This window comes from Nostoc sp. (assembly GCF_036918015.1).
GTDB lineage: Bacteria > Cyanobacteriota > Cyanobacteriia > Cyanobacteriales > Nostocaceae > Nostoc.
The window spans coordinates 19377-43290 of record NZ_JBALEO010000043.1 but is presented as its reverse complement, the minus strand read 5'-3'; the positions used below and the strand labels follow the sequence as shown (position 1 = coordinate 43290).

General features: G+C 41.3%; 16 protein-coding genes and 1 tRNA gene. 5 read left to right on the top strand and 12 right to left on the bottom strand.

What is annotated here, in order from left to right:
- Nucleotides 1-314: 314 nt before the first annotated feature.
- The 8 genes from V7K61_RS10295 to V7K61_RS10260 all read right to left on the bottom strand — a co-directional run bounded on the left by V7K61_RS10295 (nt 315) and on the right by V7K61_RS10260 (nt 10554).
- Nucleotides 315-388 (bottom strand) — tRNA-Met (locus V7K61_RS10295).
- A 164-nt stretch (nt 389-552) separates the two neighbouring features.
- On the bottom strand, nt 553-2874 hold the full coding sequence (locus V7K61_RS10290) for a peptidoglycan DD-metalloendopeptidase family protein (RefSeq protein WP_335053243.1): 2322 nt from the start codon (nt 2872-2874) through the stop codon (nt 553-555).
- 791 nt (nt 2875-3665) lie between these two features.
- A complete protein-coding gene (locus V7K61_RS10285; RefSeq protein WP_335053242.1) occupies nt 3666-4127 on the bottom strand; it encodes a tRNA (cytidine(34)-2'-O)-methyltransferase in 462 nt (153 codons plus the stop codon).
- A 394-nt stretch (nt 4128-4521) separates the two neighbouring features.
- Complete coding sequence (gshA, locus tag V7K61_RS10280; RefSeq protein WP_335053241.1) at nt 4522-5661, bottom strand: glutamate--cysteine ligase; 1140 nt, start codon at nt 5659-5661, stop codon at nt 4522-4524.
- Nucleotides 5662-5849: 188 nt separating this feature from the next.
- Nucleotides 5850-7661, bottom strand: a complete 1812-nt coding sequence (locus V7K61_RS10275; RefSeq protein WP_335053240.1) for a hypothetical protein — start codon at nt 7659-7661, stop codon at nt 5850-5852.
- A 64-nt stretch (nt 7662-7725) separates the two neighbouring features.
- Complete coding sequence (locus tag V7K61_RS10270; protein ID WP_335053239.1) at nt 7726-8604, bottom strand: bile acid:sodium symporter family protein; 879 nt, start codon at nt 8602-8604, stop codon at nt 7726-7728.
- Between the two features lie 178 nt (nt 8605-8782).
- The gene (locus tag V7K61_RS10265) at nt 8783-9016 is read right to left on the bottom strand and encodes a hypothetical protein (RefSeq protein WP_335053238.1); all 234 of its coding nucleotides are present in this window, start codon (nt 9014-9016) and stop codon (nt 8783-8785) included.
- Nucleotides 9017-9360: 344 nt separating this feature from the next.
- Complete coding sequence (locus V7K61_RS10260) at nt 9361-10554, bottom strand: FAD-dependent oxidoreductase (protein ID WP_335053237.1); 1194 nt, start codon at nt 10552-10554, stop codon at nt 9361-9363.
- 112 nt (nt 10555-10666) lie between these two features.
- On the opposite strand from V7K61_RS10260, the gene V7K61_RS10255 reads away from it, so the two are divergent.
- Genes V7K61_RS10255 through V7K61_RS10245 form a run of 3 tightly spaced genes read left to right on the top strand, consistent with a single transcriptional unit; the run spans nt 10667 to nt 14410 of the window.
- Nucleotides 10667-11215 (top strand): (2Fe-2S)-binding protein, encoded by a 549-nt coding sequence (locus V7K61_RS10255; protein WP_335053236.1) that lies wholly within the window; start codon nt 10667-10669, stop codon nt 11213-11215.
- A complete protein-coding gene (locus tag V7K61_RS10250; RefSeq protein ID WP_335053235.1) occupies nt 11202-12215 on the top strand; it encodes an FAD binding domain-containing protein in 1014 nt (337 codons plus the stop codon). The genes V7K61_RS10255 and V7K61_RS10250 overlap by 14 nt, the downstream gene beginning before the upstream one ends.
- Nucleotides 12216-12220: 5 nt before the next feature.
- Nucleotides 12221-14410: a xanthine dehydrogenase family protein molybdopterin-binding subunit gene (locus V7K61_RS10245; RefSeq protein ID WP_335053234.1), complete on the top strand. Its 2190-nt coding sequence runs from the start codon at nt 12221-12223 to the stop codon at nt 14408-14410.
- A 192-nt stretch (nt 14411-14602) separates the two neighbouring features.
- Here the strand turns inward: V7K61_RS10245 and V7K61_RS10240 are convergent, their stop codons facing one another.
- Together V7K61_RS10240 and V7K61_RS10235 are read right to left on the bottom strand one after the other, a co-directional pair.
- Entirely contained in the window at nt 14603-17332 is a 2730-nt protein-coding gene (locus V7K61_RS10240; RefSeq protein WP_335053233.1) for a CHAT domain-containing protein, read from the bottom strand.
- Nucleotides 17333-17476: 144 nt separating this feature from the next.
- Nucleotides 17477-18070 carry a hypothetical protein gene (locus V7K61_RS10235; RefSeq protein ID WP_335053232.1) on the bottom strand — a complete coding sequence of 198 codons (594 nt, stop codon included), beginning with the start codon at nt 18068-18070 and terminating at the stop codon, nt 17477-17479.
- Between the two features lie 296 nt (nt 18071-18366).
- On the opposite strand from V7K61_RS10235, the gene V7K61_RS10230 reads away from it, so the two are divergent.
- Both V7K61_RS10230 and V7K61_RS10225 read left to right on the top strand, forming a co-directional pair.
- Nucleotides 18367-19248 (top strand): hypothetical protein, encoded by an 882-nt coding sequence (locus tag V7K61_RS10230; RefSeq protein ID WP_335053231.1) that lies wholly within the window; start codon nt 18367-18369, stop codon nt 19246-19248.
- Between the two features lie 108 nt (nt 19249-19356).
- Nucleotides 19357-20538: a sulfate ABC transporter substrate-binding protein gene (locus V7K61_RS10225; protein ID WP_335053230.1), complete on the top strand. Its 1182-nt coding sequence runs from the start codon at nt 19357-19359 to the stop codon at nt 20536-20538.
- 446 nt (nt 20539-20984) lie between these two features.
- On the opposite strand, the gene argJ is transcribed toward V7K61_RS10225, so the two are convergent.
- Together argJ and V7K61_RS10215 are read right to left on the bottom strand one after the other, a co-directional pair.
- Entirely contained in the window at nt 20985-22148 is a 1164-nt protein-coding gene (gene argJ, locus V7K61_RS10220) for a bifunctional glutamate N-acetyltransferase/amino-acid acetyltransferase ArgJ (RefSeq protein ID WP_335053229.1), read from the bottom strand.
- A 247-nt stretch (nt 22149-22395) separates the two neighbouring features.
- Nucleotides 22396-23910 (bottom strand): hybrid sensor histidine kinase/response regulator, encoded by a 1515-nt coding sequence (locus V7K61_RS10215; RefSeq protein WP_335053228.1) that lies wholly within the window; start codon nt 23908-23910, stop codon nt 22396-22398.
- Nucleotides 23911-23914 lie beyond the last annotated feature (4 nt).

Sequence of the window (23914 nt, the reverse complement as noted above, 5' to 3'; positions counted from 1 at the left end):
AGCATGGTGGTTGGACTAATTTTTTGCGAAATCAAAGAACAAAAATTCTCTGTTTAAGTAAGGTACAGTAAAAGTTTTTAGAGCTTGAGTTAAACTTAAGCTTATGGTGTTCTATTTGGTAAGTCTGATGTTGACTAGTCACAGTACACAGTCGAGAAGTCTCTAATATTGCGACATTAGTTTGTGAACGGTGATCTCGAATCACCCACGACACCAATTAGTGAAAGAGCGACATTAATTTGTGAACGGCGACATTCAATTTGTGAATGTACATGACTAGAAACTGATACCCTTATATAGATTAACTTTTAAAGTGGCTCAGGTCGGAGTTGAACCAACGACCCCAGGCTTATGAGTCCCGTGCTCTAACCAACTGAGCTACTGAGCCATGTATTTCTAAATCATCAACTAGGATAGCATAGAAAATTGCATAAGACTAGCCCCTTTTGCAATTTTGTTATATACTTCCATCCCTATTTAGTCAATAGAAAGTAGAAGAGGGAGGGAAGCTCCCTCAACTAACAAGGTAATAATTTAGTTACAGACAGCCAATTATATGCGTTCCGGTAACATAGCTATTGGGTTAACAGCACCCTTGCCTGATGGATGGATTTCAAAGTGGGTGTGTGGGCCAGTACTGTGACCAGTGGTACCCATTAAAGCAATTGTTTCTCCCTGATGTACTGCCTGACCAGGTTGCACCAGAATCTTGCTGTTATGAGCATAGCGAGTAGTGCTGCCATCAGGATGGCGGATTTCGACGAGGTTGCCGTAGCCACCATTGTTCCAGCCAGCTTTTAGTATCGTCCCCTCAGCAGAAGCGACAACTGGCGTGCCAGTGGAGTTAGCAACGTCAATTCCTTTGTGCATTCTACCCCAGCGCCAGCCATAGCCAGAAGTAAGGGTGCCCTTTGCTGGCCAGGTGTAAGCTAAGGTTGAGGAAGATGGAGGAGGTGTAAGTTCGTCAATGGGTCTGGGAAGATATTGATCCACTGCTGCCAAAGGCGGTAATACCTGTGGAGAAACTGTGGTTCCTCGCATCTTTCCTAAGGAATCAGAGGCATTTACTCTTCCAGAAGGTGTTGCAACTCTTGTGGCAGATTGAGTACGAGAGGGAGTCCACTGGCTAGCAGAACCTAGATTAGGCAAGAATTCTGGGTTTACTGCTTCGGTAGGGCGTACAGTAGTACGGAATTGGGACTTAATTGGCTGAACGCTATAGTTAGCCCGAATCGGTGTCGGAACTGGAATTGGTATTGCTACACTATTTGGTCTAGATGCAGGGTTAGGTACACTGAAATTATTGGGCGTAGAAATAGGAGTGAGCATAGCAGCATTATTTGCTTCGATCGCTGCTGCTGGCACAACTAAATTACCAGACTGTTGAGCGCGATATTTCTGCTGTAACCTCTGGATTTCCGCTTGTAAGCCCCGCAAACGGTCATTATTGTTATTATTTACCCTTGCTACCCTATTTGCTGGTGTCTTAGGCTGTTGCATTTCGGCAAAAGCTTGCGGCACTGGAATGTCACCACCGACGCCATAAGATTTAGCTGTAGGGGAGGCAGTTTCTAATTCGGTTGCACTATTTGCCTGAATCTGTACAGTTACCGGTCTAGGGACGGCAATGCTACTGTTGTCGGCAATAGTTGGCGATGGTGAACTAGGTAGATATGAGTTAGCACTGCCAATATTCAAAGGGGAGGCAGCAACATGAGGAGTTTTGCTAGACTCTACAAAAGTGGGCTGACTCGCTACAGTTGCCTCAACTTGAACAGCAGGAGTTTGAACAGCAGGAGTTTGAACAGCAGGAATAACTAGTTTTTGACTAATTCGCAGTTCATTGGGATTATTGAGGTTATTTGCTTTAACTAGTTCTGATACTGAAGTGTTGTATCTGCTGGCGATCGCTGCTAGTGTATCTCCAGGTTTAACTTCGTAGGCTGTATGTGTCGAGGAGGCAATCACTATTGGTGCCGCTGGTACAGATGCACTTGTTTGTGTCTTCTGTTTTAACCTCGATATCAGGTTCGCTTGGCTTGCATCGCTAGAAGTGTCTGACTGGACTGCTAATGCAGTCTTCTCAACGACAGTTGTCGGCTGCGCCAATTCTATATCCGCTTGTGATAAATTTTTGGTTTCTCCAGACTGCAACTGCGCCAGACTCTTTCTTAAACGGTTCGATTTTTCTTGTAAGCGATTTAGTGCGAACTCTTGTTGCGCCTTAAGTTGTGCATTTATTTCACTGTTGCCTGCACCAGATGTTGCCACTGTTTGTGGCTGGGCAGTTAGTGATGTATTTGTACTATCAACACCATCAGCACTATAGTCAGACAGCTTATTGACTGTTGGAAAACTAGTTTCGGCTAAGGTATTGTTCAATCCCTGTGCCATTTTGGGCTTCAGGTAGGTGGAATTTTTATAACCTGCTGTTGTTTGAGAAAACGTGTTTGATGCAGGAACTTGCAAAGATATTCCACTTGCCGCGACTTGCCATTTAGCTTCAAGCCCAGGCACTTGTGATACTGCCGTTGGTTCCACGATTACAGGATTTTCCGGCACGCTCGCTGATGAGACTGCTTGGGACTCCAGCTTTGTGGAGGCGAATTTCACCTGGGTGTCAGGAATAGCAGGAATCGCTGAAGTTGCCTTTTGGCTGCCTACTGGCACCGCTGCTTGGGCTTGATCGCTTTGTCGAGTCACCAAAAGGCTGGTTGCTCCCATAGAGATTGCCAAGCCAATCATCGCCGCTTTTGTCCGCACCCGGCTTTTAACTTTTGGATTCATCACATTTAGCAGTTCTACCGGGGCATCATCGCTGCTAGGGGTATTGTTCAACACAGCTTTTACTCTCTTTTTCAATGCTCGTTTCAAAGACGACCTCCTAATGATCACTAGCGCTTAACTAACCTCGATTTTTCAGTTGGATACTAGTCAATGATTTAGATCACAACAAATGATAGATCGAGATCACATTCACCAGAGATGCTTACGCAAGACTAACCTGCTTCTCTGATTTAGACAAGTTCACATTTGTTAGCAAAACTTAAATTTTGCTGTGTTTACTTGTCCGAACCACTCCTAACACCACTTAGGACGATTTTACTCTTTACCATTATCCGCGCTTGTCTTGCGTCAATCGCGGGGACTGGACAACTATTTGCCAAGTCCAAGTCGCTGCTGAAAATTAAATTGCGGCGACTTCTGGAAAAGTTATGCCCCCTGCTGTAGATATCTTCAAGATATTTCTACCCCATCCGTCTTCTCAACACGAGACTTTACGTTGATTATTCCCTAAAAAACAACCGTATTAACTATCGGCTACTTTGGGGCTGATTTCTGTCGTTGATTGAGCAAAAATAGCTCAAATGTAATACATGACTGGATTTTAGCAATTTCGTTCCTAGTTTAGGATGTTTTAAATTCATCAAAATCTATCATTCAAATTTGGCAATATCCCAAGTTTCATATACAAATTTCTTATAATAACCTTACTATACTTGTAAGTATCTTCCACTACATTTTGCGAATAAACCCAATTTTTGGTATATTGTTTTACATATTCTTGCTGTCACCAAGAAAAATTTTGCAGTCACAAATAAATCGTCTAATAGGTTTCTGGAAAGTTCATAAGTAAATACACTTATAACCATGAATGTAAGCAACTATTGTAAATAGCCTAACTGACGACGGGTTTCAAATAAGCCAATTGCTACACTCACTGACAGATTCAAGCTGCGAACCCCCGGTTGGCTCATGGGAATATAGAGGGTAGCATCGCAATCTGACAGAATTTCTGGTGATAAGCCCGTGGTTTCACTACCAAACAGTAGCCAATCATCAGGTTGAAACTGAAAGCTTACATAATTACAACTTCCATTAACCGTATAACCTAACCATCTGCCGCCACGCCTCTGATGTACGGTTTTAAAGGCTTCTAGTGATTCGTGATAGTGTAGTTTGACATAAGGCCAGTAATCTAAGCCGGCTCTTTTGAGGTAGCGATCGCTAATTTCAAATCCCAAAGGCCCCACCAAATGCAACTCTGTACCCGTAGCTGCACAAGTACGGGCAATATTACCTGTATTAGGAGGTATCTGCGGGTTAACTAAAACTACCTGAGGCATTATCCGTACAATTTACGTGTTGTATAAAACAATTTATTGTCAATGTTAAATCTACCAAAAGGTAGAGGCTATTCATAGGTTTTGTTAATAATAATCAAGCATCATCTATCGATTAGATTTTTAAAACGAAGTACAAACCATCCCAGAGCAATGCCTGAGAGGATATTTGGCTACAATCGGTAAATATTAAGTTTTGTGTAGAAAGGGTAGTACTTGTGTATTTTAGGGCTGGTAGTGACTGCAATAAAATCTTCCATTTGTATGAAGACGGGAGTGGGGAGTGGGGAGATGAGGGGGACAAAGAGAAATTCTTGAATCAGTATCTTCTCTTCCTTGTCTTCCCCCTCTCTTTTCTATGCCCAAGCCCCATGCCCAATGCCCAATGTCTCTTAAGTTAAGCCAGCAGTGACGAACACAATTTATCTTCGAGTTCGATTTCGCGCTCTTGGGTGGCGATAATAGCCTGACTGATGACGCGGTGGGTGTCAAAACCGACTGCGTGTAATTGCAACCACTGTTGAGCTTCATTGCCTTCGCGGAGAATTTTGTGCAAAGGGGAAAGGAAACAGCTAAAGCCTCGTTGTTTAGCGATCGCCCAAACATCTTGGTACATTTGAGCAATCCAATCTCTCGCTAAGATATTTCTACCATCTTGCCAATGCCTCAACTGAGCATCAAGACTACCAGCAGCAGCAGCAGCTTCATTCTCAGCAGTCAGAGTAACAAGTTCTTCAGCAGAGAAAGTACTTTGGGTTAACGGATCGATGCTAGGATTTTCGATTATTTGCAACAAACGCGCTTCTAATAAGGCTGTAATGGCTAGTAAGGCAATGGGATCTGTGACTAAATCGCAAATTCGCAGTTCTAGGCGATTCAAGTCATAAGGACGGCGATCGCCATTTGGTCGCACCGATGCCCACAAATGCCGCACATTCTGCATGGTTCCGGCAACGAGTTGATCTTCTACCCATTGGATATGATCGGCGTGGCTGGCAAATAAGGGGACATGGCTAGGCGTTTGTGGGAAGACGCCCCAACGGGTAGAGTGATAGCCAGTAGTTTTGCCATCCAAGAAGGGAGATGAGGCGCTGAGAGCGAGAAATAGGGGCGCTTCCATACGGATGACTCGACACGCCCGCATTAATACTTCTGGGTCACTGATGCCGATATTGATGTGTACGCTAGCGGTAACTACTTTCGTGCCGTAGGTATTCTCAATGTAATCATGATAGGGGTTTGCTGGATCGGAACGGAGAAAGCGATCGCCCCCACCCAAAGATAAAGTACTCCCTGGTATTAAGGTGTAATCGCCCAAACGATTGAGGTAGTTTCGCAACTCCCGCCTGGGACGCAACAAAGCACACAATAAATTTTCGTAATTATGGGATGGTTGGGTTATGTACTCAACGTTGCGGCTATCTGGTTCGCGCATAAACCCATCCAAAGCCGCAATAATTTTGTCGGAGAGACCGACGATTTCACCTTGAGGCGTGCCAGTATAAATCTCAATCTCAAAGCCTTTTAATAAGACCACCTTGTTCTCCTCGGCTCTCTCTACCTATAAATTGTATCGAACAAGACGAATCTCTGGATCTATCTTTAAGTCAATCAAAGGTTAAGAATCATTTAATTGCCAATCCCCGCAAAATCAAGACGGTATATTTCTGGGCTGGCTTCTGATAAATTATTACTCTGGGAGTATGAAAAATATCCTAGTGTGGGTTAAGTACCGTACAAAATAAAATCATTGCGTGAATCACTCTCTTGAACAATCTTGAGACGTATAAACTGCGCCCATACTTCATCACTAAGTAAGTTTAAAGCAGTTTCGGGATTGTTAATTGCGATCGCGCCGATGACTTTCCGCCATCCCTGTTGCAATTGCTCAATAAAAGCTTCTTCAATAGAAACTTGACTGAGCAACGAAAGTGCAGTTTTAAAACTTGCTGAATCACCTGATAGGTTTTTCGATTTTAATCCCTGTAGTACTACCTTTAACCATATAGGCAAAAGTTCAAACCAATTATTTTTCTGTATCTCTTTGAGTGCAATATCTTCCATACCTAACGCACCCCATACACATAAAGACTCTATTGCAAGTTTAGAATCGCGGTTTTTTAGAGCATTTTGCCATAGTTTTTGAGCTTGATTTTGGAAGCGATTAGCGAGAAATTCATAAGCTTCCTGGACTTGAAGGGGAATTGTAACTTTATAAACTGACTCACCTCGTGGTAGGTAATCGCCGCGATAGGATAACCAGTTATGAGATCCGCAAAGATGGATTTCTTTATCAACTATTACTTCTTTAACATGGGAATCTCCCAACCAAAAAACCTGTACAGATGGTAAACCATCAGGTGTTTTTATCGCTCGAAGTTTTTTTTCTACTTCTGGTGGAATTGGTTTCTCTTCATCTTCTTGTCGCCGCGCAATTCCATATCCAATTAAAATCCATACTCCGCGATTAGCTAATTTCTGTAATAGAGTAAGAAATTTTTCATTAACAACTGCTTGATTCACGCGAGGAGAATAAATCAGAACTTGGCTTTTAGCCGAATTTAAAACTTCTAAAAAAACTTGGCTAATTTGTCCATTTTGTAACTGAATGGCTTCACTTACTACTGATTTCTTATCAGATTTTGTAGCAGTTTTTATCGCCTTTGTGCGAATATTTTCGAGTCTAGCTTCTATTTCAGCGTTTTTCTTGGTTTCACGTTCACAATTGAGGGTTTCGTTTGACAATTTGCATAATGTTTGCAAAGAGATTTTACCTTCAGTATGTAGAACTTCTAACCAATTTGATGCTGACTCTAAAATTTGCTTTCCATTTCTTACTTGAATGCTCAATTTATCTTCAAGGGCATCAAAGATAATAAAAAGCGATATCTTTCTCCAAATTTTTTGAGTCGAAGCTAGCACCTTGGAGGAAGTGACAATTTTTCCCTCTTCTGGAACATGAAGTGCTAAACCTGAAGCTTGAATACTTTTTTGGATTTCCTCAAGCGGTAAGGAAGCAATATCGGCAATTGTATTATCAATAGTTATAAAGTCTGCCAAATCAGGCAAATTTATTACTGTCTCATTTAAGGATTCAGATTGAAAAGTTATTTTGTCGCTTAAAGGGTCTGTAATAGCATAAATTTGTATAGGATATGGCGGCTGTGGTACAGACCCTTTTTCATAAAATGATCGACCTTCAGGAGTAACTGTTAGTGGCGATGTTGGTGATAGAGTTTGTAAGGAACGAAGAGTTGTTGTAGTAGTTTTAATAAATACAGAATCAAGCCCAAGTACAGAAGCTAATTCATCCTCTGTTGGCGGAGGTTGAAATTCAATAGCAGCACGGATGATAAATTCTTCGAGTACGTTAAATTGGCGGGGTTCTTTGATGCTCACCTCTACCGGAGTTTGACGCAAGCTATAACGGAATTGACGCGCTGCTAAAACTGATAAACTAGAACTTTGCGCTTCAATTTCGTCTACAAAATTTTTGAGATTGTCATCAATTGGTTTAGCAGAAGAGTCTAGAAACATCAACGTAACAAGATTGGATAATTCAATTTCTACAAATACTTGTAACCCATAAGGCAAAGTAATTTTATGCTTTCAACAACCCTTGGCGACGACTAGACCACCAAGCAAATCCAGTACCAGTCACAAACATTAGCAGACCATAAATTGCCCCAGGAATAGCCATTGTGGGAGTATTTAGTAGTGTAGGGGTAGAAGCGATCGCGATCGCCAGAGTCCCATTTTGAATTCCTACTTCTATGGTAATTGCCGTAACGCTTTTTTCTCCTAATCGGGTTAAAGTAGCGATCGCAAAACCTAAAGCCATTGCAACCACATTCAAAACCAGAGTTGCCAAGCCCACATCTATTACGTAAGAAACAAAATTATTCCGTTCTCGCAGCAACACTCCAGTAATTACCACCGCCAGGAAAAATAAAGACAGCCACTTTACAGGTTTATCTGCCTTGTCTGCCAATCCAGGTGCATACCGCTTGGCTATCATCCCAATTGCTATAGGTAGAAGTGTAATCACCGCAATCTGCAAAACAGTGTTTAAGAAAGGTAACTGTAGCGTTGTTCCTTCCCCCAAAAATCTCTGCATTGACAAATTTACTAGCAGAGGAATCGTAAAAACCGTAATGAAACTACTAATAGCTGTTAGCGTCACAGAAAGAGCAACATCACCCCCAGCCAAAAACGTAATCATATTAGAAGTAGCGCCACCGGGACAGGCTGCTAAAATCATCACACCTACTGCTAATTGTGGGTCAAGGGGAAACACCGACGCAATGCCAAAGCCCACAATCGGCAACACGACTAACTGCGCCAATAAGCCAATCACCACCGCTTTCGGATAGATTACAACTCGCTTGAAGTCCTCTAGGGTCAAGGTTAACCCCATACCTAACATGATAATAAATAGAGCCAAGGGCAGAAAAACAGCCGTCAGAAAATTTGCTTCCATCCTTAACCCGCGTTGGTAACAATAAAAGTTCCTCTGGATTTTACCGTATTCCCGTTAAAATTCTAGTTATTGCTTGTGACAATCGATATAAACATAGATTCTCATAGAGGCGCACAGATGTACGCCCCTAAGCAAGCCTATATTTAATTCAAATGAGAATCCCTACAGCAGGTACGGTTCATGGAAGATGAGTGGTTTGTACCTCTTCTAAGGATGGTGGAGATTTAGAAGAACTAGCGCTACTTTCTGGTGTTGAAAGCTCCTCATTTACAACTCCATCCCATGAATAATTGCAGATTTTAGTGCGAAGTAATGTACCAAATGTCAGGTTAATTACTACAGCGAAGGAATCGATAAAAATTAGATTCAAAAAGCGATCAATCATTAGACCCCCTTGAGCTAAATTAAGCATCAAGTGATACTTGCTTTCTTACTACACATGCCACAATGTCTTTTCCAGAAATGAATGGTGTCTCATATCGTGTCCGGCTAAAGACCAGGGCGATCGCAGGGGGGGCAATACTGCACGCTTTGTGCATTTTTAAATTGGAATTGGGTTTGGGGAAAAGGTTAAAGGGTAAAGGTTAAAGGTTTTTTCTTTCCCCTTTCCCCTTTTCCCCTTAACCGACAAGTATTGGCAGGGGGGGCGGTTTGCGGAAATGTTTTTTCTAATCAGCACCTTGATGGTTCGATAGCTTTCTTGTCGATTCCCTCAACTCAAAATTGTTCGGAGTATTGTTAATACCACACTAAAATTTAACTTTTTACAGATAGTTTAAAATTGTATACCCATTTGTGAAAATCATCATTCATACTCATTTGCCGCTCTTGCGTCTGCCCATTAGATGCCATAAAGTTAGTGTCGTAGTACCGCATTTCACCCAAGGCACTACGAGCTTGAATGAGTTTTGTCCGCTCGATGCGACACTGTTCGTAGCTAGTCAGAGCTTCTTGCAGATTAGCTGAATCAGAAAAACACTTTTGTAGTTGGTATGCATCTTCAAAAGTGGTATTGGCTCCTTGTCCCATTGCAGGCGCCATTGGATGAGCGGCATCGCCTAAGAGAGTGACTCTGCCTTGACTCCATTGGGTTAACGGTGGGCGATCGCAAATCGGCCCTTCCCAAATTTCCTTGGCTGGTGTCGCTTCTACCACTACCCGAAAGGATTCATCCCAGTCGGCTAATTCATGGAGAATGCGAGACTTCACTGCATCAGCACTGTGAGAAAGGGAGTATTCAGGCGAGAACTTCCGACTAATCCAACTGGTATAGCCGCCACCCACATTCAGAAGGTACATAAACTGTTGATTGCCTTTGACAAAAACTAGTTCATAGTCATTAAATAGCTCGTGGCGATACTTAATGACGGCACGCCAACACATACTACCGATATAATTAGGCTTACCTTCGCCAAATAAAGTTTCTCTGATAACAGAGTTAACGCCATCAGCCCCAATCAGCAAATCTGCATATACCGATTTTTCACCATCAAAATGAATTTCTACACCGTTTGCATCTTGCTCAAAGCCAATGCAGCGATGATTGAGGTGAACGATCTCAGACGGCAATCGAGAGGCTAAGACTTGCTGTAGACGATACCACCAAATAGTTAACAAAGGTTGTCCGTATTGCTCTAAATATTTAGTTGCGTTAGTTCGGATTGTCTCTCCCTGAATACTCTTTAAAACTGTGTGGTGAACTTCGCATCCTGAACTTTTGAGGGTTTCGACAATTCCCGGTGCGATTGCATCTAGAGAATGCAAGCCATTGGGAGCCAGCCCTAGTCCAGTTCCCGCCGGACGAAATTCTTGGGCTTTTTCGTATACTTGAACCTCTATCCCTTGGCTTCTCAGTGCGATCGCCGCAGCTAAACCGCCTGGCCCAGCACCGACAATAGCAACTTTCTCTACTATGGGTTTGGATAATTTCTGAGTGAGATTTGTGTTCATATTATTAAGTCAGAATTCACTGGGATTCTAAATATCAGGAAGTCAAGCTAGAACAACCGCAGACTTTTTATCGGTAGTATAGTAAATGATGTAATTATTATCTAGATGAGACATGAAAGAAAATTCCTTAGCTTCAAGAACTTCAGACTCACTTACTCAGGAAGTGAAAATATTGGGTTCAGAGGAAGTAGAATTATCACTGAATGTTAATAATACATCTTATTCTTTGAAGATAGAACCTCGTGTTACATTACTAGATGCACTTCGAGAAAAGCTGGGTTTGATGGGCACTAAAAAAGCTTGCGATCGCGGTGAATGTGGTGCATGTACTGTATTAGTTAATAATCGGCGAATTAACTCTTGTATGACTCTAGCTGTAATGCACATCGGTGATGAAATTACCACAATTGAGGGATTAGCACAAGATGGTAAACTCCATCCTATGCAAACAGCCTTTATTACCCATGATGCTTTTCAATGTGGCTACTGTACATCAGGTCAAATTATCTCAGCCGTAGGGATGATATTAGAAGAATCGCCAAAATCTGAAGCAGAAATTCGAGAAAAAATGAGTGGAAACCTTTGCCGTTGTGGAGCATATCCAAATATTATTGCGGCGATTCGAGATGTGCTAGAGGAAAAGGAAGATGCAGCCATTTAGTTATGCTAAAGTCACCTCAGAAGAAGTGGCGATCGCCACAGTTGAGCAAAATAAAACTGCTGCATTTATTGCTGGTGGCACAGATTTACTGGGATTAATGAAAGATGGAGTCCAAACAGCGAATATATTAATTGATATTAATAGTTTGCCCTTAGCAGATATTGAATCTCAACCGAATGGAATCCGCATTGGTGCGATTTCTCGAATGAGCGATGTGGCTTTTCATCCCCAAATTCAGGAATGTTATCCCGTAATTAGCCAAGCTTTATTACAAAGCGCTTCACCGCAACTACGAAATATGGCAACAGTAGGCGGAAATTTACTGCAACGAGTCCGCTGTGGTTACTTTCGCGATCCGGTTTTTCCTTGTAATAAACGCACTCCCGGTATTGGTTGTTCGGCAATTACAGGTTACAATCGAATGCATTCCATTTTCGGAGCTAGCGAACATTGTATTGCCGTTCATCCTTCCGATTTAGCTGTAGCTTTGACGGCATTAGATGCAGTAATTTGTATCCAAGGAATAGAACAATCACGGCGAATTTCAATTCATGATTTTTATCTCTTACCAGGTGAGACACCAGCAAAAGAAACTCTATTACAGCCTGGAGAATTAATTGTTGCTATTGAAGTTCCAGATTTTGCATATAAATCCCATTATTTAAAAGTAAGAGATCGAGTTTCTTACGAATTTGCTCTCGTTTCCGTAGCTGTTGCTTTAGATATGGAAGAAGACACGATAAAATCAGCACGTATCGCTTTTGGGGGAGTAGCACCCAAACCTTGGCGTGTTTGGGAAGCTGAGGATCTCCTCAAAGGGAAAGCAATTAACGAAGATATCTTTACAGCCGCAGCAGCAGCAGCCGTCAAAGAAGCAAAACCGCAAACAGATAATGAATTCAAAATTGAGTTAGTCAAACGCGCTTTGATCCGCGCACTCTCAGTTGTGGCAGAAGGAAAGCAAGGGGACAAGGGGACAAGGAAGAGGAGTAATAATTAATTGATATGAATAAAATTATTGGGAAACCACTCGATCGCGTTGATGGTAGGCTGAAAGTAACGGGAGAAGCGCCTTACACAGCCGATGTGCCAATCGAGAATTTAACTTATGGAGTGATTTTTCAAAGTGCGATCGCCAGCGGTAAAATTATCCAAATAGACACAACGGCAGCCGCAGTCGCCCCTGGTGTAATAGATATCATTACTTACCAACAAACCCCATCTCTGGTAAAAATACCCTTCTTTGGGCCTCCACAACCTCAGTCAACTGAAAAAGACCATAATATCTACTACGATGGTCAACATCTGGGGGTTGTAATTGCCCAAACTTTAGAACAAGCCGAAACTGCTGCTTCTAGGATAAAAATTATCTACGAAGAAGCCATTCCGACAGTCACAATGGCACATACAGAGATATTTGAACCCGAATCGATATTTTTGGGCATGATGCCAGGTAAAATCACTAGAGGCGACGTTGAATCGGGGAAAGTACAGGCAGATGTTTTGCTAGAGCAAGTTTATACCACGCCAATAGAACATCATAATCCCCTAGAACCTTCTGCAACGATCGCAATGTGGTCAGGGGATAACTTGACGCTGTATGAAACCACTCAAGGCGTTTCTGCAACCCAAAACCGAATCGCATCTATTCTGAATATTCCCGAAGAAAATGTGCGCGTCATCTCCAAATATTTAGGCGGCGGATTTGGTTGTAAAGCACTACTGCGATCGCACACGATTTTAGCAGCGATCGCAGCTCGGCAAGTAAAGCGCCCTGTGAAAGTAGTGCTAACGCGATCGCAAATGTACACAGCTTGCGGCCACCGTTCTGAAACTCAGCAGCAGCTAACGTTAGGTGCAACCAAGGAAGGCAAACTAACTGTCATCGAGCAAATTGGGACATCTTTAACTTCCCTGTTTGATGACTTTGCCGAACCTGTGGGTGCAGCAACAACGATGATGTACGCCTGTGCCAATTTGGAAATAAAATACCGTTTGGGACGCATCAACGCCGGCACACCAACCTTTATGCGTGGCCCAGGAGAAGCGCCGGGAATGTTTGCCTTAGAATCGGCAATGGATGAACTGGCATACACCTTAAATATCGATCCAATTGAACTAAGACTGAGAAATCATGCAGATATCGATCCGCACAAAGGATTACCTTGGTCAAGTAAATCCCTAAAAGAATGTTATCAAAAAGGCGCAGAAATTTTTGAGTGGGCACAACGCAATCCAGTTCCCCGTTCCATGCGAGATAATCATTTCCTGATTGGTTGGGGAATGGCAAGTGCGACATTTCCCACCAATGCTAGAACTGCATCAGTTAAGGTAGAAATTTTTGCCACTGGAGAAGTAAAAGTACAAAGTGGTACTCAAGACATCGGTACTGGTACTTATACAGTGATGACGCAGGTAGCTGCTGAGATATTAGGCTTACCAGTGCAGTTTGAATTAGGTGATAGCAATCTTCCTAAAGCACCGATTACAGGGAACTCAATGACAGTTGCGAGTGTTTCCCCGGCGGTGCATCAAGTCGCGATCGCCGCACGGGATAAAATAATTAAAATGGCGATCGTAGATGCAAATTCTCTGCTTTACGGATCGCAAGCAGAAGATATTACCGTTGAGTCAGGGCAAATATTTTCAAAACAAGATCCATCGAAGCGAGACAGCTACACCGATATTCTGCGCCGTCATGGATTAGAAAGTTTAGAAGTTACAGAGGAATCGTCACTCAACCCGGAGAGCCAACAATACGCCAAACACTCATTTGGTGCGATATTTGTCGAAGTTGCAGTTGATGAGTTGTTAGGAGAAATTAAAGTTAGACGTTGCGTAGGCGTTTATGATGCTGGGCAAATTCTCAACTTCAAGACAGCGCGGAGTCAAGTTATCGGCGGCATTACCTGGGGAATTGGCATGGCGCTGATGGAGAAAACTGTCATGGATGCTAATCAGGGCAGAATAGTTGGTGCTAACCTTTCCGATTACCTGATTCCCGTTCATGCAGATATCCCCAATATGGAAGTGCAATTTATTGAAGAACACGATCCTTATGTGAATGCATTAGGAACCAAAAGCCTGGGAGAACTTCCCATTGTTGGGGTAGCGGCTGCCATATCTAATGCAGTTTATCATGCCACAGGTAAGCGGATTCGCGATCTGCCAATTACGCCAGATAAGTTGTTGTGAGTAAATCGGTTTGTAACTAAAAGGCGGTTAGAAACCGATTTACACAAACAAAACCCACACTTCGACAAGCTCAGTGACCGCCTCCGTGGGTTTCAAACCCTCAATTTTTTCTTAGTCCGCGGAGGCGGACTTTGCCTGTGTAGCCGCGAATTCCATTCGCCCATTCTATTCCTGACTTCATTACGAATTACTTTACCGTGCATCACCAATCAACACAAATGGCGACCAATAAAAAGGATGACGATGGTCTGCAATTAGCTTTAACTTAGCTTTTTGCAAAGCTTCTCCTTTCGTCATACCCTGCTTGAGATTCTGATAAAAATCAACCATCAATAGCTGAGTTGCTTCATCATCAACTGCCCACAAACTTGCCATAACAGCTTTAGCACCAGCCCGCTCAAATATATAAGCAACACCTGCAATACCTGCGTCATTTAAATTAGTATCTACAGCAGTTTGACAGGCACTGAGAGTAATCAATTGTGTTCCTTGTAAACCTAAAACAGCAGCATCGGCAATGTCTAAGGATTTATCAGCAAAGAGTAACGTATTATTTTTTAACTTGACTTTTTTGCAATCTTCAGTTTGAAAACAGCCGTGAGTTGCTAAGTGCAAAAAGGAAAACTGCAAAGCCTGGGATCTAAAGTTTTCCAAAGTAGCTTTTTTATTGATATAAACTTCACTATCTGGCAGTATTTCTTTAATCTTTGTGACTTCTGCCTCTGCACCTGGGAGATTTTGTGGCTCACTGGTTACTGGATTACCAAATGCTAAAACAGCTTGTAGTTTGCGAGGTGTGGCATTTTGCATACCTGGAGATTGTAAGGATTTATTGGAAATGCGAGTGAGATAGTTTACAGGATATTTTTGGATCACAAATTGCTTAGTTTTATTGTCGTAAAGAGTCTCAAAAGGTAAATGGCGCAGTTTACCAGTAGCAATAATACTCAGTTGTTTAGGTGATAAAGCTTTAATCTCGCCTTCTATAGGACGAATGAGAATATCATAAAGTTCGCCGCCGGTTTCAAAGTAGTCAGAATCACTATCGTCTTGTACCTGTTTTAAGTAATCAGCAATAAGTTTATTAAATTTATTGGGTTCAATAGGTTTTTTAATAACACTAAAATGACCTTTGGTGAAGATAAAAAATGCGACATTATTAGGCATATCTGCCACATTAGTTAGCAAAATAGGTTGAACTACAACTGTTCCTGCTGGGATAGAGGATGTAAGATTTTTAATATCTACGGGTGTAGTTTCAAATAGTTCTGCCACTTCAGGAAAACGGCGGGATATATTTTCGGCTTCTGAATAAACTTGTGCTTCTAATTGCCGAATTTGTTGGGGTAGGCTTTCGGAGCGATCGCTTTGCAGTTGTTGTCGCAGTGCTTCCAATTGTTGATTTTTTTTATTCCAGTCATCGAGAGCTTTCTGTGCTTCTGGATTGGCAACTTTGGCATTAACGAGGCGAGTATAATCAGCAAGGTCGGCTGTAGTGAATAGGTTAACCCATTCAAAGGCTTGAGCATATTTCTTTTGATCAATGAGGACATCGACTAAAGCAATTGCACTTCCACCGTTTTCCTGTAAAAACTTTTGGCGATTTTCCCGTTGTAAACCTCGGCGCATTTCTAAGCTGATTTTGAGAGATTGCTCTAAATTAGTAATGGCTTGAGTTGGTTGATTTGTACTTTGGAAGAGTCCACCAATATTACCCAAGGTTATAGCTTCACCTGCGCGATCGCCCACAGCACGATATATTGGCAGAGCTTGGTTATAAAATTCGAGTGCTTTTTGCTTTTCTCCTAAAGCGGAGTAGACTCGACCGATATTATTGAGTGTACGAGCTTCACCAGTGCGATCGCCCACAGCCCGAATAAGGGGCAGAGCTTGGTTGTAAAATTCGAGTGCTTTTTGCTTTTCTCCTAAATCGTTGTAGACTCGACCGATATTATTGAGTGTAGTGGCTTCACCTGCACGATTGCCCACAGCAAGATATATTGGCAGAGCTTGGTTGTAAAATTTGAGTGCTTTTTGCTTTTCTCCTAAATCGTTGTAGACTGCACCGATATTATTGAGTGTAGTGGCTTCACCTGCACGATTGCCCACAGCACGATATATTGGCAGAGCTTGGTTGTAAAATTCGAGTGCTTTTTGCTTTTCTCCTAAATCGTCGTAGACTAGACCGATATTATTGAGTGTATTGCCAACAACTGCGCGATGGCCCACAGCACGATATATTGGCAGAGCTTGGTTGTAAAATTCGAGTGCTTTTTGCTTTTCTCCTAAAGCGGAGTAGACTGCACCGATATTATTGAGTGTAGTGGCTTCACCAGAGCGATCGCCCACAGCACGCGATAGCGGAAGAGCTTGGTTGTAAAATTCGAGTGCTTTTTGCTTTTCTCCTAAATCGGAACAGACTAGACCGATATTATTGAGTGTACTGGCTTCACCTGCCTTGTCGCCTACAGCACGCCATAGCGGAAGAGCTTGGTTGTAAAATTCGAGTGCTTTTTGCTTTTCTCCTAAAGCGGAGTAGACTGCACCGATATTATTGAGTGTAGTGGCCTCACCTGCACGATCGCCCACAGCACGATATAGTGGCAGAGCTTGGTTGTTAAATTCGAGGGCTTTCTGCTTATGTCCTAAACGGCTATAGTTAAACCCAAGCTCCTGTAGTGCGATCGCTTCAAGTTTTTGGTCTTTGAGTTGTTGTGCAATGGTTAAAGCTCGCTGTAATAGTTGTATTGCCTTTTGGTGTTCCTGTTGCTGTGTCAGTTTTATTCCTTGCTCAAGAAGTCTTTCAGCTTCTTGCGATCGCGAGTTTTGAGTTTGTCCCCAGGTGGGTTGAGCCATCAGCATTACTGTTATAGGCGTTAGACAAACACCCACAGCTAAAAGACTGGTGAGAATTTTTTTCATAGAATATTACAGATATAATCAGTTTTCATGAAGCATCAGCCGAAGCTGTAGTTATTAATTCTGAACTTGCTATAAGAAATACTTAAGCTGTTATTACTAACGTTGAAGTGATCGTGAAAAACGGGTTACTGAAATAATTCACGATTAATAAGGTTTTGCCAGAATAGTGATCGTTCTTTGTTTTGAATTGAACTGGATTTCATCCACAACATATTGCCGATCTCTAGCCACTGACTGAATACCCCGCAACTGTTCTGGGGAAACTACAGGTGATTTGAGCTTTACCACCGCTTGACCCTGAGTAGGATTTTTGACGGTAAAAGTATTTAGGGGTATACCGCTCCAAGTTACTGGTTTACCTACGGGGCGATCGCGCTCACCTCGAATAATTTGAAGTCCATTGCTTCTATAAACTAACGCCCCATTCTTGAAGACTATTCTTTGAATTTGGCTCAGGGGAATTGTGGCAGTTTTACCACCACGCTGAATTGATAGTGTTTGCCCTTGTGTATCTATTTTTACTACTCTACCACTTTTTGGCTCATGCCCCTTAAGAATGACTTCTGCTAACTCTGGCAAGGCCACTGCAAGTTCTAATTCATCTGCTTTAATTTGTGTCTGTGCTAACAATAAATTTCGCGTCTTGGCATCCTGGCTAATTCCAGTTTGGATGTTTCCTGCTAGCGCTGCTGCCATTACTAAGATTGCCACAACCCATCTTTGGAAAAAAGCTTTCATAGCTTTAACACTATTTTGATTATGTTTAACTTTCTCATTAAACTTTCAAAATGTATAATAAGTCTCCGTAAAATCACTACAATAAACTGATCATTCACCGATAAAAGTTTGCACTTGAGTGCAATATAGACCTAACCCCCAACTTCTTCTCTGCAAGGGAAGGCGAGTAAGATTCAAAGCCTCTCTCCTTTTAGGAGAAAGCTCAGAGTATATTTGCATATAAACGAAAAACGCTATATAACTCGGTGCATTACGCTTCGCGGTAATACAACCTACATTGTTTCCCTATCTCTCCTATGACCCAAGCTCCAAACCCTAACCAAGAAACCAATATTTTAGGTAAATTCACAAGTGTACTTGGCTTGCTGGGTGCGGCGCTTTTCTTTGCAGGCTGGATTTACCGTTGGTCATATTTCTACTTTTTTCAGATAGAAGTCAATACCCTCGACTTACCTACTGAGTCTTTTTTGATAGTTCCCCTGCAAATATTTCTCGGAGATATCTGGACAATCTGCAAAACAGCGATCGCCTTTTTTCTAGCTGCGATCGCAATTCAGGCAACGTTATGGTTAATTAAAATCATCAGTGATACGGTAGTCTCTGCCAGTCAATTACTAGTTAGTCGCATCATCTCTGCAACTCAACACAAACGCTCATGGACAGCTAAACGGCTCAAATCTATAGCTGAATTTAGTTCTGGACAACTGCGTTCAGTTGATTTTTTGCGATCGCTAGTCAATGAAATAGTAATAGTATCCTGGGTTTTAATAGTGATATTTTGGTTAGCTCGTTGGCAAGGCGTTACAGATGCACGACGAGACGCTGGTCAAAACTCCACTTTGCCCGTTGTAGCGTTAATTACACCAGAAGAAAAGTTTGCTGTAGGACGCAAACTTGATGATATATTTGCCGATCCGTCTTTGAAAGGTTATCGCATTATTGGCGATAGAGGTTTATTTGATGACTTGCGAGGTAGGGAAGATAATGATATCAGCAATCCAAAGCAACCGAGAGTCTGGCGCTTACTCTTAGAACGTGGCGGCTGGATTTATTTGTTTAGAGCATTGCCCCCAAATGCAAAACCTGATGAGCTACCGTCAGTTTTAGCTATTCAAGAAAGTGATAAAGGACATATCATCATTCGCAGTCCAGAAGTTTCTAAAACTACTTCTCCTTGATATCTTAAATAAGTTATTGATAAAAAAATATTTCTTCTTAGCCACCGTTTTATAATAACCCTTTACAGTATCTCATTTAAAATACTCCAGATTCAAAGGAAAAATTTGATGAAACAGTGGCAACCTACTCCTCAACTCAGGAGATATTTAACTCAATTAGTTTCCACTTGTATTGTTAAACCTTTGCAGTTTATAAGACGGTGGTGCATACAACCAATACACAGTTGGTTCTATAGACATACTTCGTGGAGCATTGTCTCTCTATTTTTGGCTGGAATTAGTTTGAGTATCCTGTTAGCTGCTTGCTCTTTACGTAATGTCAATTACACTGGTAATACTAGCGCAGCTTCTCAGCCTAATGTAACCCTAACGTTTGTTTCTTACTCTGTTACTAGCGCTGCATACGAGCAAATCATTCCCAAATTTATCGAACAATGGAAGAAAGAACACAACCAAAATATTACTTTCAATCAAAGCTATGATGCGTCAGCTTCCCAAACCCTTGCAGCGGTAATTGAGGGTAAAGAAGCTGATGTGGTACATTTGTCACTTCCCCTTGACATTAATAAACTTGTTGAAGCGGGTTTTATTCAACCAGGTTGGGAAAAAGAAGCGCCTAATAATGCAATTGTTACCAAATCTGTAGATGCGATCGCTATTCGTGAAGGTAATCCCAAAAATATTAAAACTTGGGCAGATTTGGCAAAAGATGGTGTCAAGATAGTTACAGCTAATCCCAAAACTTCTGGTGCGGCTCGTTGGAACTTCCTTAATCTCTGGGGTTCAGTCATAAATACCGGCGGAAATGACAATCAAGCAATAGACTTTATTTCCAAAGTCTATAATAATGCACCTGTGTTACCCAAAACTGCCCGGAATGCCAGCGAACTGTTCTTCAAAGATGGTCAAGGTGACGTTTTGCTCAACTATGAAAAAGAGATGATTGTATCGGACAAAAATGGTGAAAAAATTCCATATATTTTGCCTGATATTAATATCTCCATCGATAATCCTGTTGCTGTTGTAGATAAAAATGTTGATAAACACGGTACTCGCTCTGTTGCAGAAGCATTTATCAAATTTCTCTACACCCCAGACTCGCAACGAGAGTTTGCCAAATTGGGATTTCGTCCCGTTAACCTTGCGATCGCCAAAGAAACAGAAGGCACTTTTCCCCAAATTAAAACTATCTTCAAAGCTGAAGATTTAGGAGGATGGGACGAGATTCAGGCAAAATTCTTTGATGAAGGTACAATCTTTGACAAAATTCGAGCGAAAAAGTCAACTTAACCTTAAAAGGGCAATAATTGGCCCTTATCTACGAGACACTATGCTCTTTCTTCAACGCCGAGCGCAATGAATCAAAAGCCCTCACCCTAAATCTCTCTCCCAAGCTTGGCAGAGTAACTTTAAAATCAAGCCTAGAATCCCTCAATCTCTAGAAAAGCCTAAAACTTTAAAAATAATGCCCGTTTTTGTTGTACAGCAATGTTTTAAGCTTTTTAGCAGATTAGAATGAGCATACTAAGTACTGAAGATCCATTTTAATTGCATTCTTACCCCCCTTAATCCCCCCTTATAAAGGGGGGAAACCGGAAAATCTAGTTCCCTCACGCCACGTGCTTCAAGTCGGGCATTGCCCGCCCAACGCAGTGGCTCCCCTTTATAAGGGGAGGGTTAGGGAGGGGTAAAAAAATATTTGATACATCAATCATGACTTTTCAAACATCCTTTAATCAAGTTGAGTATTTACCATTAATTTCTATATAACCTTCTGAAAGATCGCAACCCCATACAGTTGCAGAGGCATCGCCAATATTAAGGCTAACATGAATATCTACTTTATCTTTAGACATAATTTGCCGTAACTGTTCTAGATTTTCCTCAGTTAAGCTACTAGGATAAACTTTCACATTATCAAAACTAATAACTACTTTATCTGGATTTATCTGCTGTTCATTTTCACATTTGCCTATAGCCATAGCAACTCTTCCCCAATTCGGATCTGCTCCATAAACAGCAGTTTTTACTAATGGTGAATTTACAATTGCTTTCGCTACTGTTTTAGCTTGTGCATAGTTAATCGCTGAATCTACTGTCACCTCAATTATCTTAGTAGCACCTTCTGCATCTCGTGCAATTTTCAGCACTAATTCATGTGCAACTTCTTGCAATGCCCTAGCAAAATCTGTTTCTGAAACTTCACCGGCTATTCCATTAGCTAGAATTACGGCGGAGTCACTAGTAGAGGTATCTGTATCTACGCTCAAACAATTAAAAGTTTTATCTATAGTAGAACGAAAAATAGAACGAAGGCTATTTGCAGAAATTGCAGCATCAGTAAAAAAGAAAGTTAGAAGAGTAGCCATATTAGGCTCAATCATGCCAACACCTTTGGCAATTCCTACTAGCTTGGCATTTCCTATTTGCCGTGTAGCTAGTTTCGCTACTGTATCGGTGGTCATAATACCACGGGCGGCAGCATTAAAATCAGCATCAGTCAATTTTTTGCCAAATCCTAATAAACCAGCCCGGATTTTTTCAATGGGGTAACGTCTGCCAATTACACCTGTAGAAGCTATCACAATATTATTTGCAGCAATTCCAGTTTCAGTTGCGACTAATTGCAGAACTTCTTGGGCATCAGCGATGCCAACAGAACCATTAGCTACATTTGCATTTTTAGATATAACGACAATTCCTTGTGCTTGTGAATCTTTTAAGTTATCGCGGCTAATAGTAACACTTGGCCCAGCAAAAAGACTTTGAGTGAAGACTCCATCTGCAACACAAGGAACTGATGATTTAATAAATACAAAATCATCAGTTGTATCTCGTATTCCCAAATTAGTGATAAATGCACTAAAACCTTGAGGTGTGGAAGATATAGTTAATGACATTTTTCGATATTTAATAATTTGCTTTCATTATCTCATGTCAAGTTCGATTAATTGCTGATCGTGAAATATATTAATGCAGCTTAGGCTAGACGACAGTGAAACCCAACATAAATAAAAAATAAGTTCATAAAATATTAATATCAAAACCCTTTTATTCTTGCAGAATCATTTGCTAAGTATTTAAAGATTTGACAACATATTTTTTTTACTCCCCACCCTCATCTAGAAAATTTTGGGTTATCGAAGACTATAAATCAGTTAATGTAAGAGTGAATATAGTCCATCCATTGCCACTTTCTACTTTAATGTTTCCTTGCAATTGTTCGACTAATTTCTGGACTATAGATAAACCTAAACCCGAACCACCTTGATTCCAGATATCTGTATTAGGGAGACGATAAAATTTATCAAATATCCGTGGTAACTCTGTCAACGCAATTTCTGCTGAATTACTGACAGTAATAATTGTTTTTGCAGGTGCTTCCGAGGAATTGTGACTTACACTTAAGACAATTTCACCACCGGCAGGTGTGTATTTACAGGCATTATTGAGCAATTCTACTATAATGCGTTCCAAGCTAATGCTATCTGACAATAGCGGCGGGAGATTTGCAGGGATATTCGGCTGTAGAGTTTGATGATGTTGTTGAACGCGAATTTGAAACGGCTCGATAACCCAAAGTAACCACTGTTGTAAGAGCAACGCATCAGGTGTAATAACTGGATAGGATGAGCTTTCTAGCCGTTGTAAGTCTAGTAGATCGTTAATTAATTCTAGTTCGCGATCGCACTCGCTTTCCATTAATTTTAGACAGCGTTGAGCTTCCTCAGTATTATTAGATAGTTGTATCATTTGAATCATCATCTTGATATTACTCAGAGGCGATCGCAGTTCGTGAGAAACTAAATTCAAAAAGTCATTTTTGAGTTGATTTATCTCTTCCCATTTCTCCACAAGTTGTTCTTGCTCAATTTGCTTTTGACGCGCCTCAATCGCTCGTTTATGCTCAGTAATATCTCGAAATACTAATACAGCACCTGTAATATTATCTTTGTCATCTTTAATCGGTGCAGCGCTATCATCAATTGGTATTTCTGCACCATCTTTAGTAATCAGAATTGTTTCTGCGGGGAGATGAACGATAATACCATCTTGAAGAACTCTTATAATCGGACTTTCAATAGAGTTATGAGTTTCGCCATTAGCAATATTAAATATCTCTGAAGACTTTCTGCCACAGGCTTCTTCCTGTTTCCATCCAGTCAGATTTTCCGCAACCGGATTCATAAAAGTGATTAAATCTTGTAAATCGCTAGCAATCACACCATCGCTGATACTTTTTAAAAGTGCATCCAGCCATTTTTTATTAACTTTTAATTGCCTTTCCAAACCATGCTTAGTCAAAGTTATTTCAATATTTGTTTGTAGTTCTCTTTCTTTAAAAGGTTTCAGTAGGTAGGCAAACGGCTCAGTTATTTTAGCTCGTTCCAATGTATTCTCATCTGCATAAGCAGTCAAATAAATTACTGGAATATCCAAACGCTTATAGATTTCTGCGGCAGCTTCTATACCGTCCATTGAGCCTTTAAGCTTGATATCCATCAGTACTAAATCTGGAGATATTTCTATTGCTATATTAATTGCTTCTTCTCCTGAAGAAGCAATAGCAGGCACTGTATAACCAAATTTCTTCAGCCGATATTGTAAGTCTTTAGCAACAATAGCTTCATCTTCCACAACTAAAATTTTTGCGTTTGTCATCTTT

Excerpts from the sequence above, each read along its gene's own strand:
- V7K61_RS10285 (WP_335053242.1), bottom strand. The coding sequence starts at position 4,127 with ATGCCTCAGGTAGTTTTAGTTAACCCGCAGATACCTCCTAATACAGGT.
- V7K61_RS10275 (WP_335053240.1), bottom strand. The coding sequence starts at position 7,661 with ATGTTTCTAGACTCTTCTGCTAAACCAATTGATGACAATCTCAAAAAT.
- V7K61_RS10270 (WP_335053239.1), bottom strand. The coding sequence starts at position 8,604 with ATGGAAGCAAATTTTCTGACGGCTGTTTTTCTGCCCTTGGCTCTATTT.
- V7K61_RS10265 (WP_335053238.1), bottom strand. The coding sequence starts at position 9,016 with ATGCTTAATTTAGCTCAAGGGGGTCTAATGATTGATCGCTTTTTGAAT.
- V7K61_RS10260 (WP_335053237.1), bottom strand. The coding sequence starts at position 10,554 with ATGAACACAAATCTCACTCAGAAATTATCCAAACCCATAGTAGAGAAA.
- V7K61_RS10255 (WP_335053236.1), top strand. The coding sequence starts at position 10,667 with ATGAAAGAAAATTCCTTAGCTTCAAGAACTTCAGACTCACTTACTCAG.
- V7K61_RS10250 (WP_335053235.1), top strand. The coding sequence starts at position 11,202 with ATGCAGCCATTTAGTTATGCTAAAGTCACCTCAGAAGAAGTGGCGATC.
- V7K61_RS10245 (WP_335053234.1), top strand. The coding sequence starts at position 12,221 with ATGAATAAAATTATTGGGAAACCACTCGATCGCGTTGATGGTAGGCTG.
- V7K61_RS10240 (WP_335053233.1), bottom strand. The coding sequence starts at position 17,332 with ATGAAAAAAATTCTCACCAGTCTTTTAGCTGTGGGTGTTTGTCTAACG.
- V7K61_RS10235 (WP_335053232.1), bottom strand. The coding sequence starts at position 18,070 with ATGAAAGCTTTTTTCCAAAGATGGGTTGTGGCAATCTTAGTAATGGCA.
- V7K61_RS10230 (WP_335053231.1), top strand. The coding sequence starts at position 18,367 with ATGACCCAAGCTCCAAACCCTAACCAAGAAACCAATATTTTAGGTAAA.
- V7K61_RS10225 (WP_335053230.1), top strand. The coding sequence starts at position 19,357 with ATGAAACAGTGGCAACCTACTCCTCAACTCAGGAGATATTTAACTCAA.
- argJ (WP_335053229.1), bottom strand. The coding sequence starts at position 22,148 with ATGTCATTAACTATATCTTCCACACCTCAAGGTTTTAGTGCATTTATC.
- V7K61_RS10215 (WP_335053228.1), bottom strand. The coding sequence starts at position 23,910 with ATGACAAACGCAAAAATTTTAGTTGTGGAAGATGAAGCTATTGTTGCT.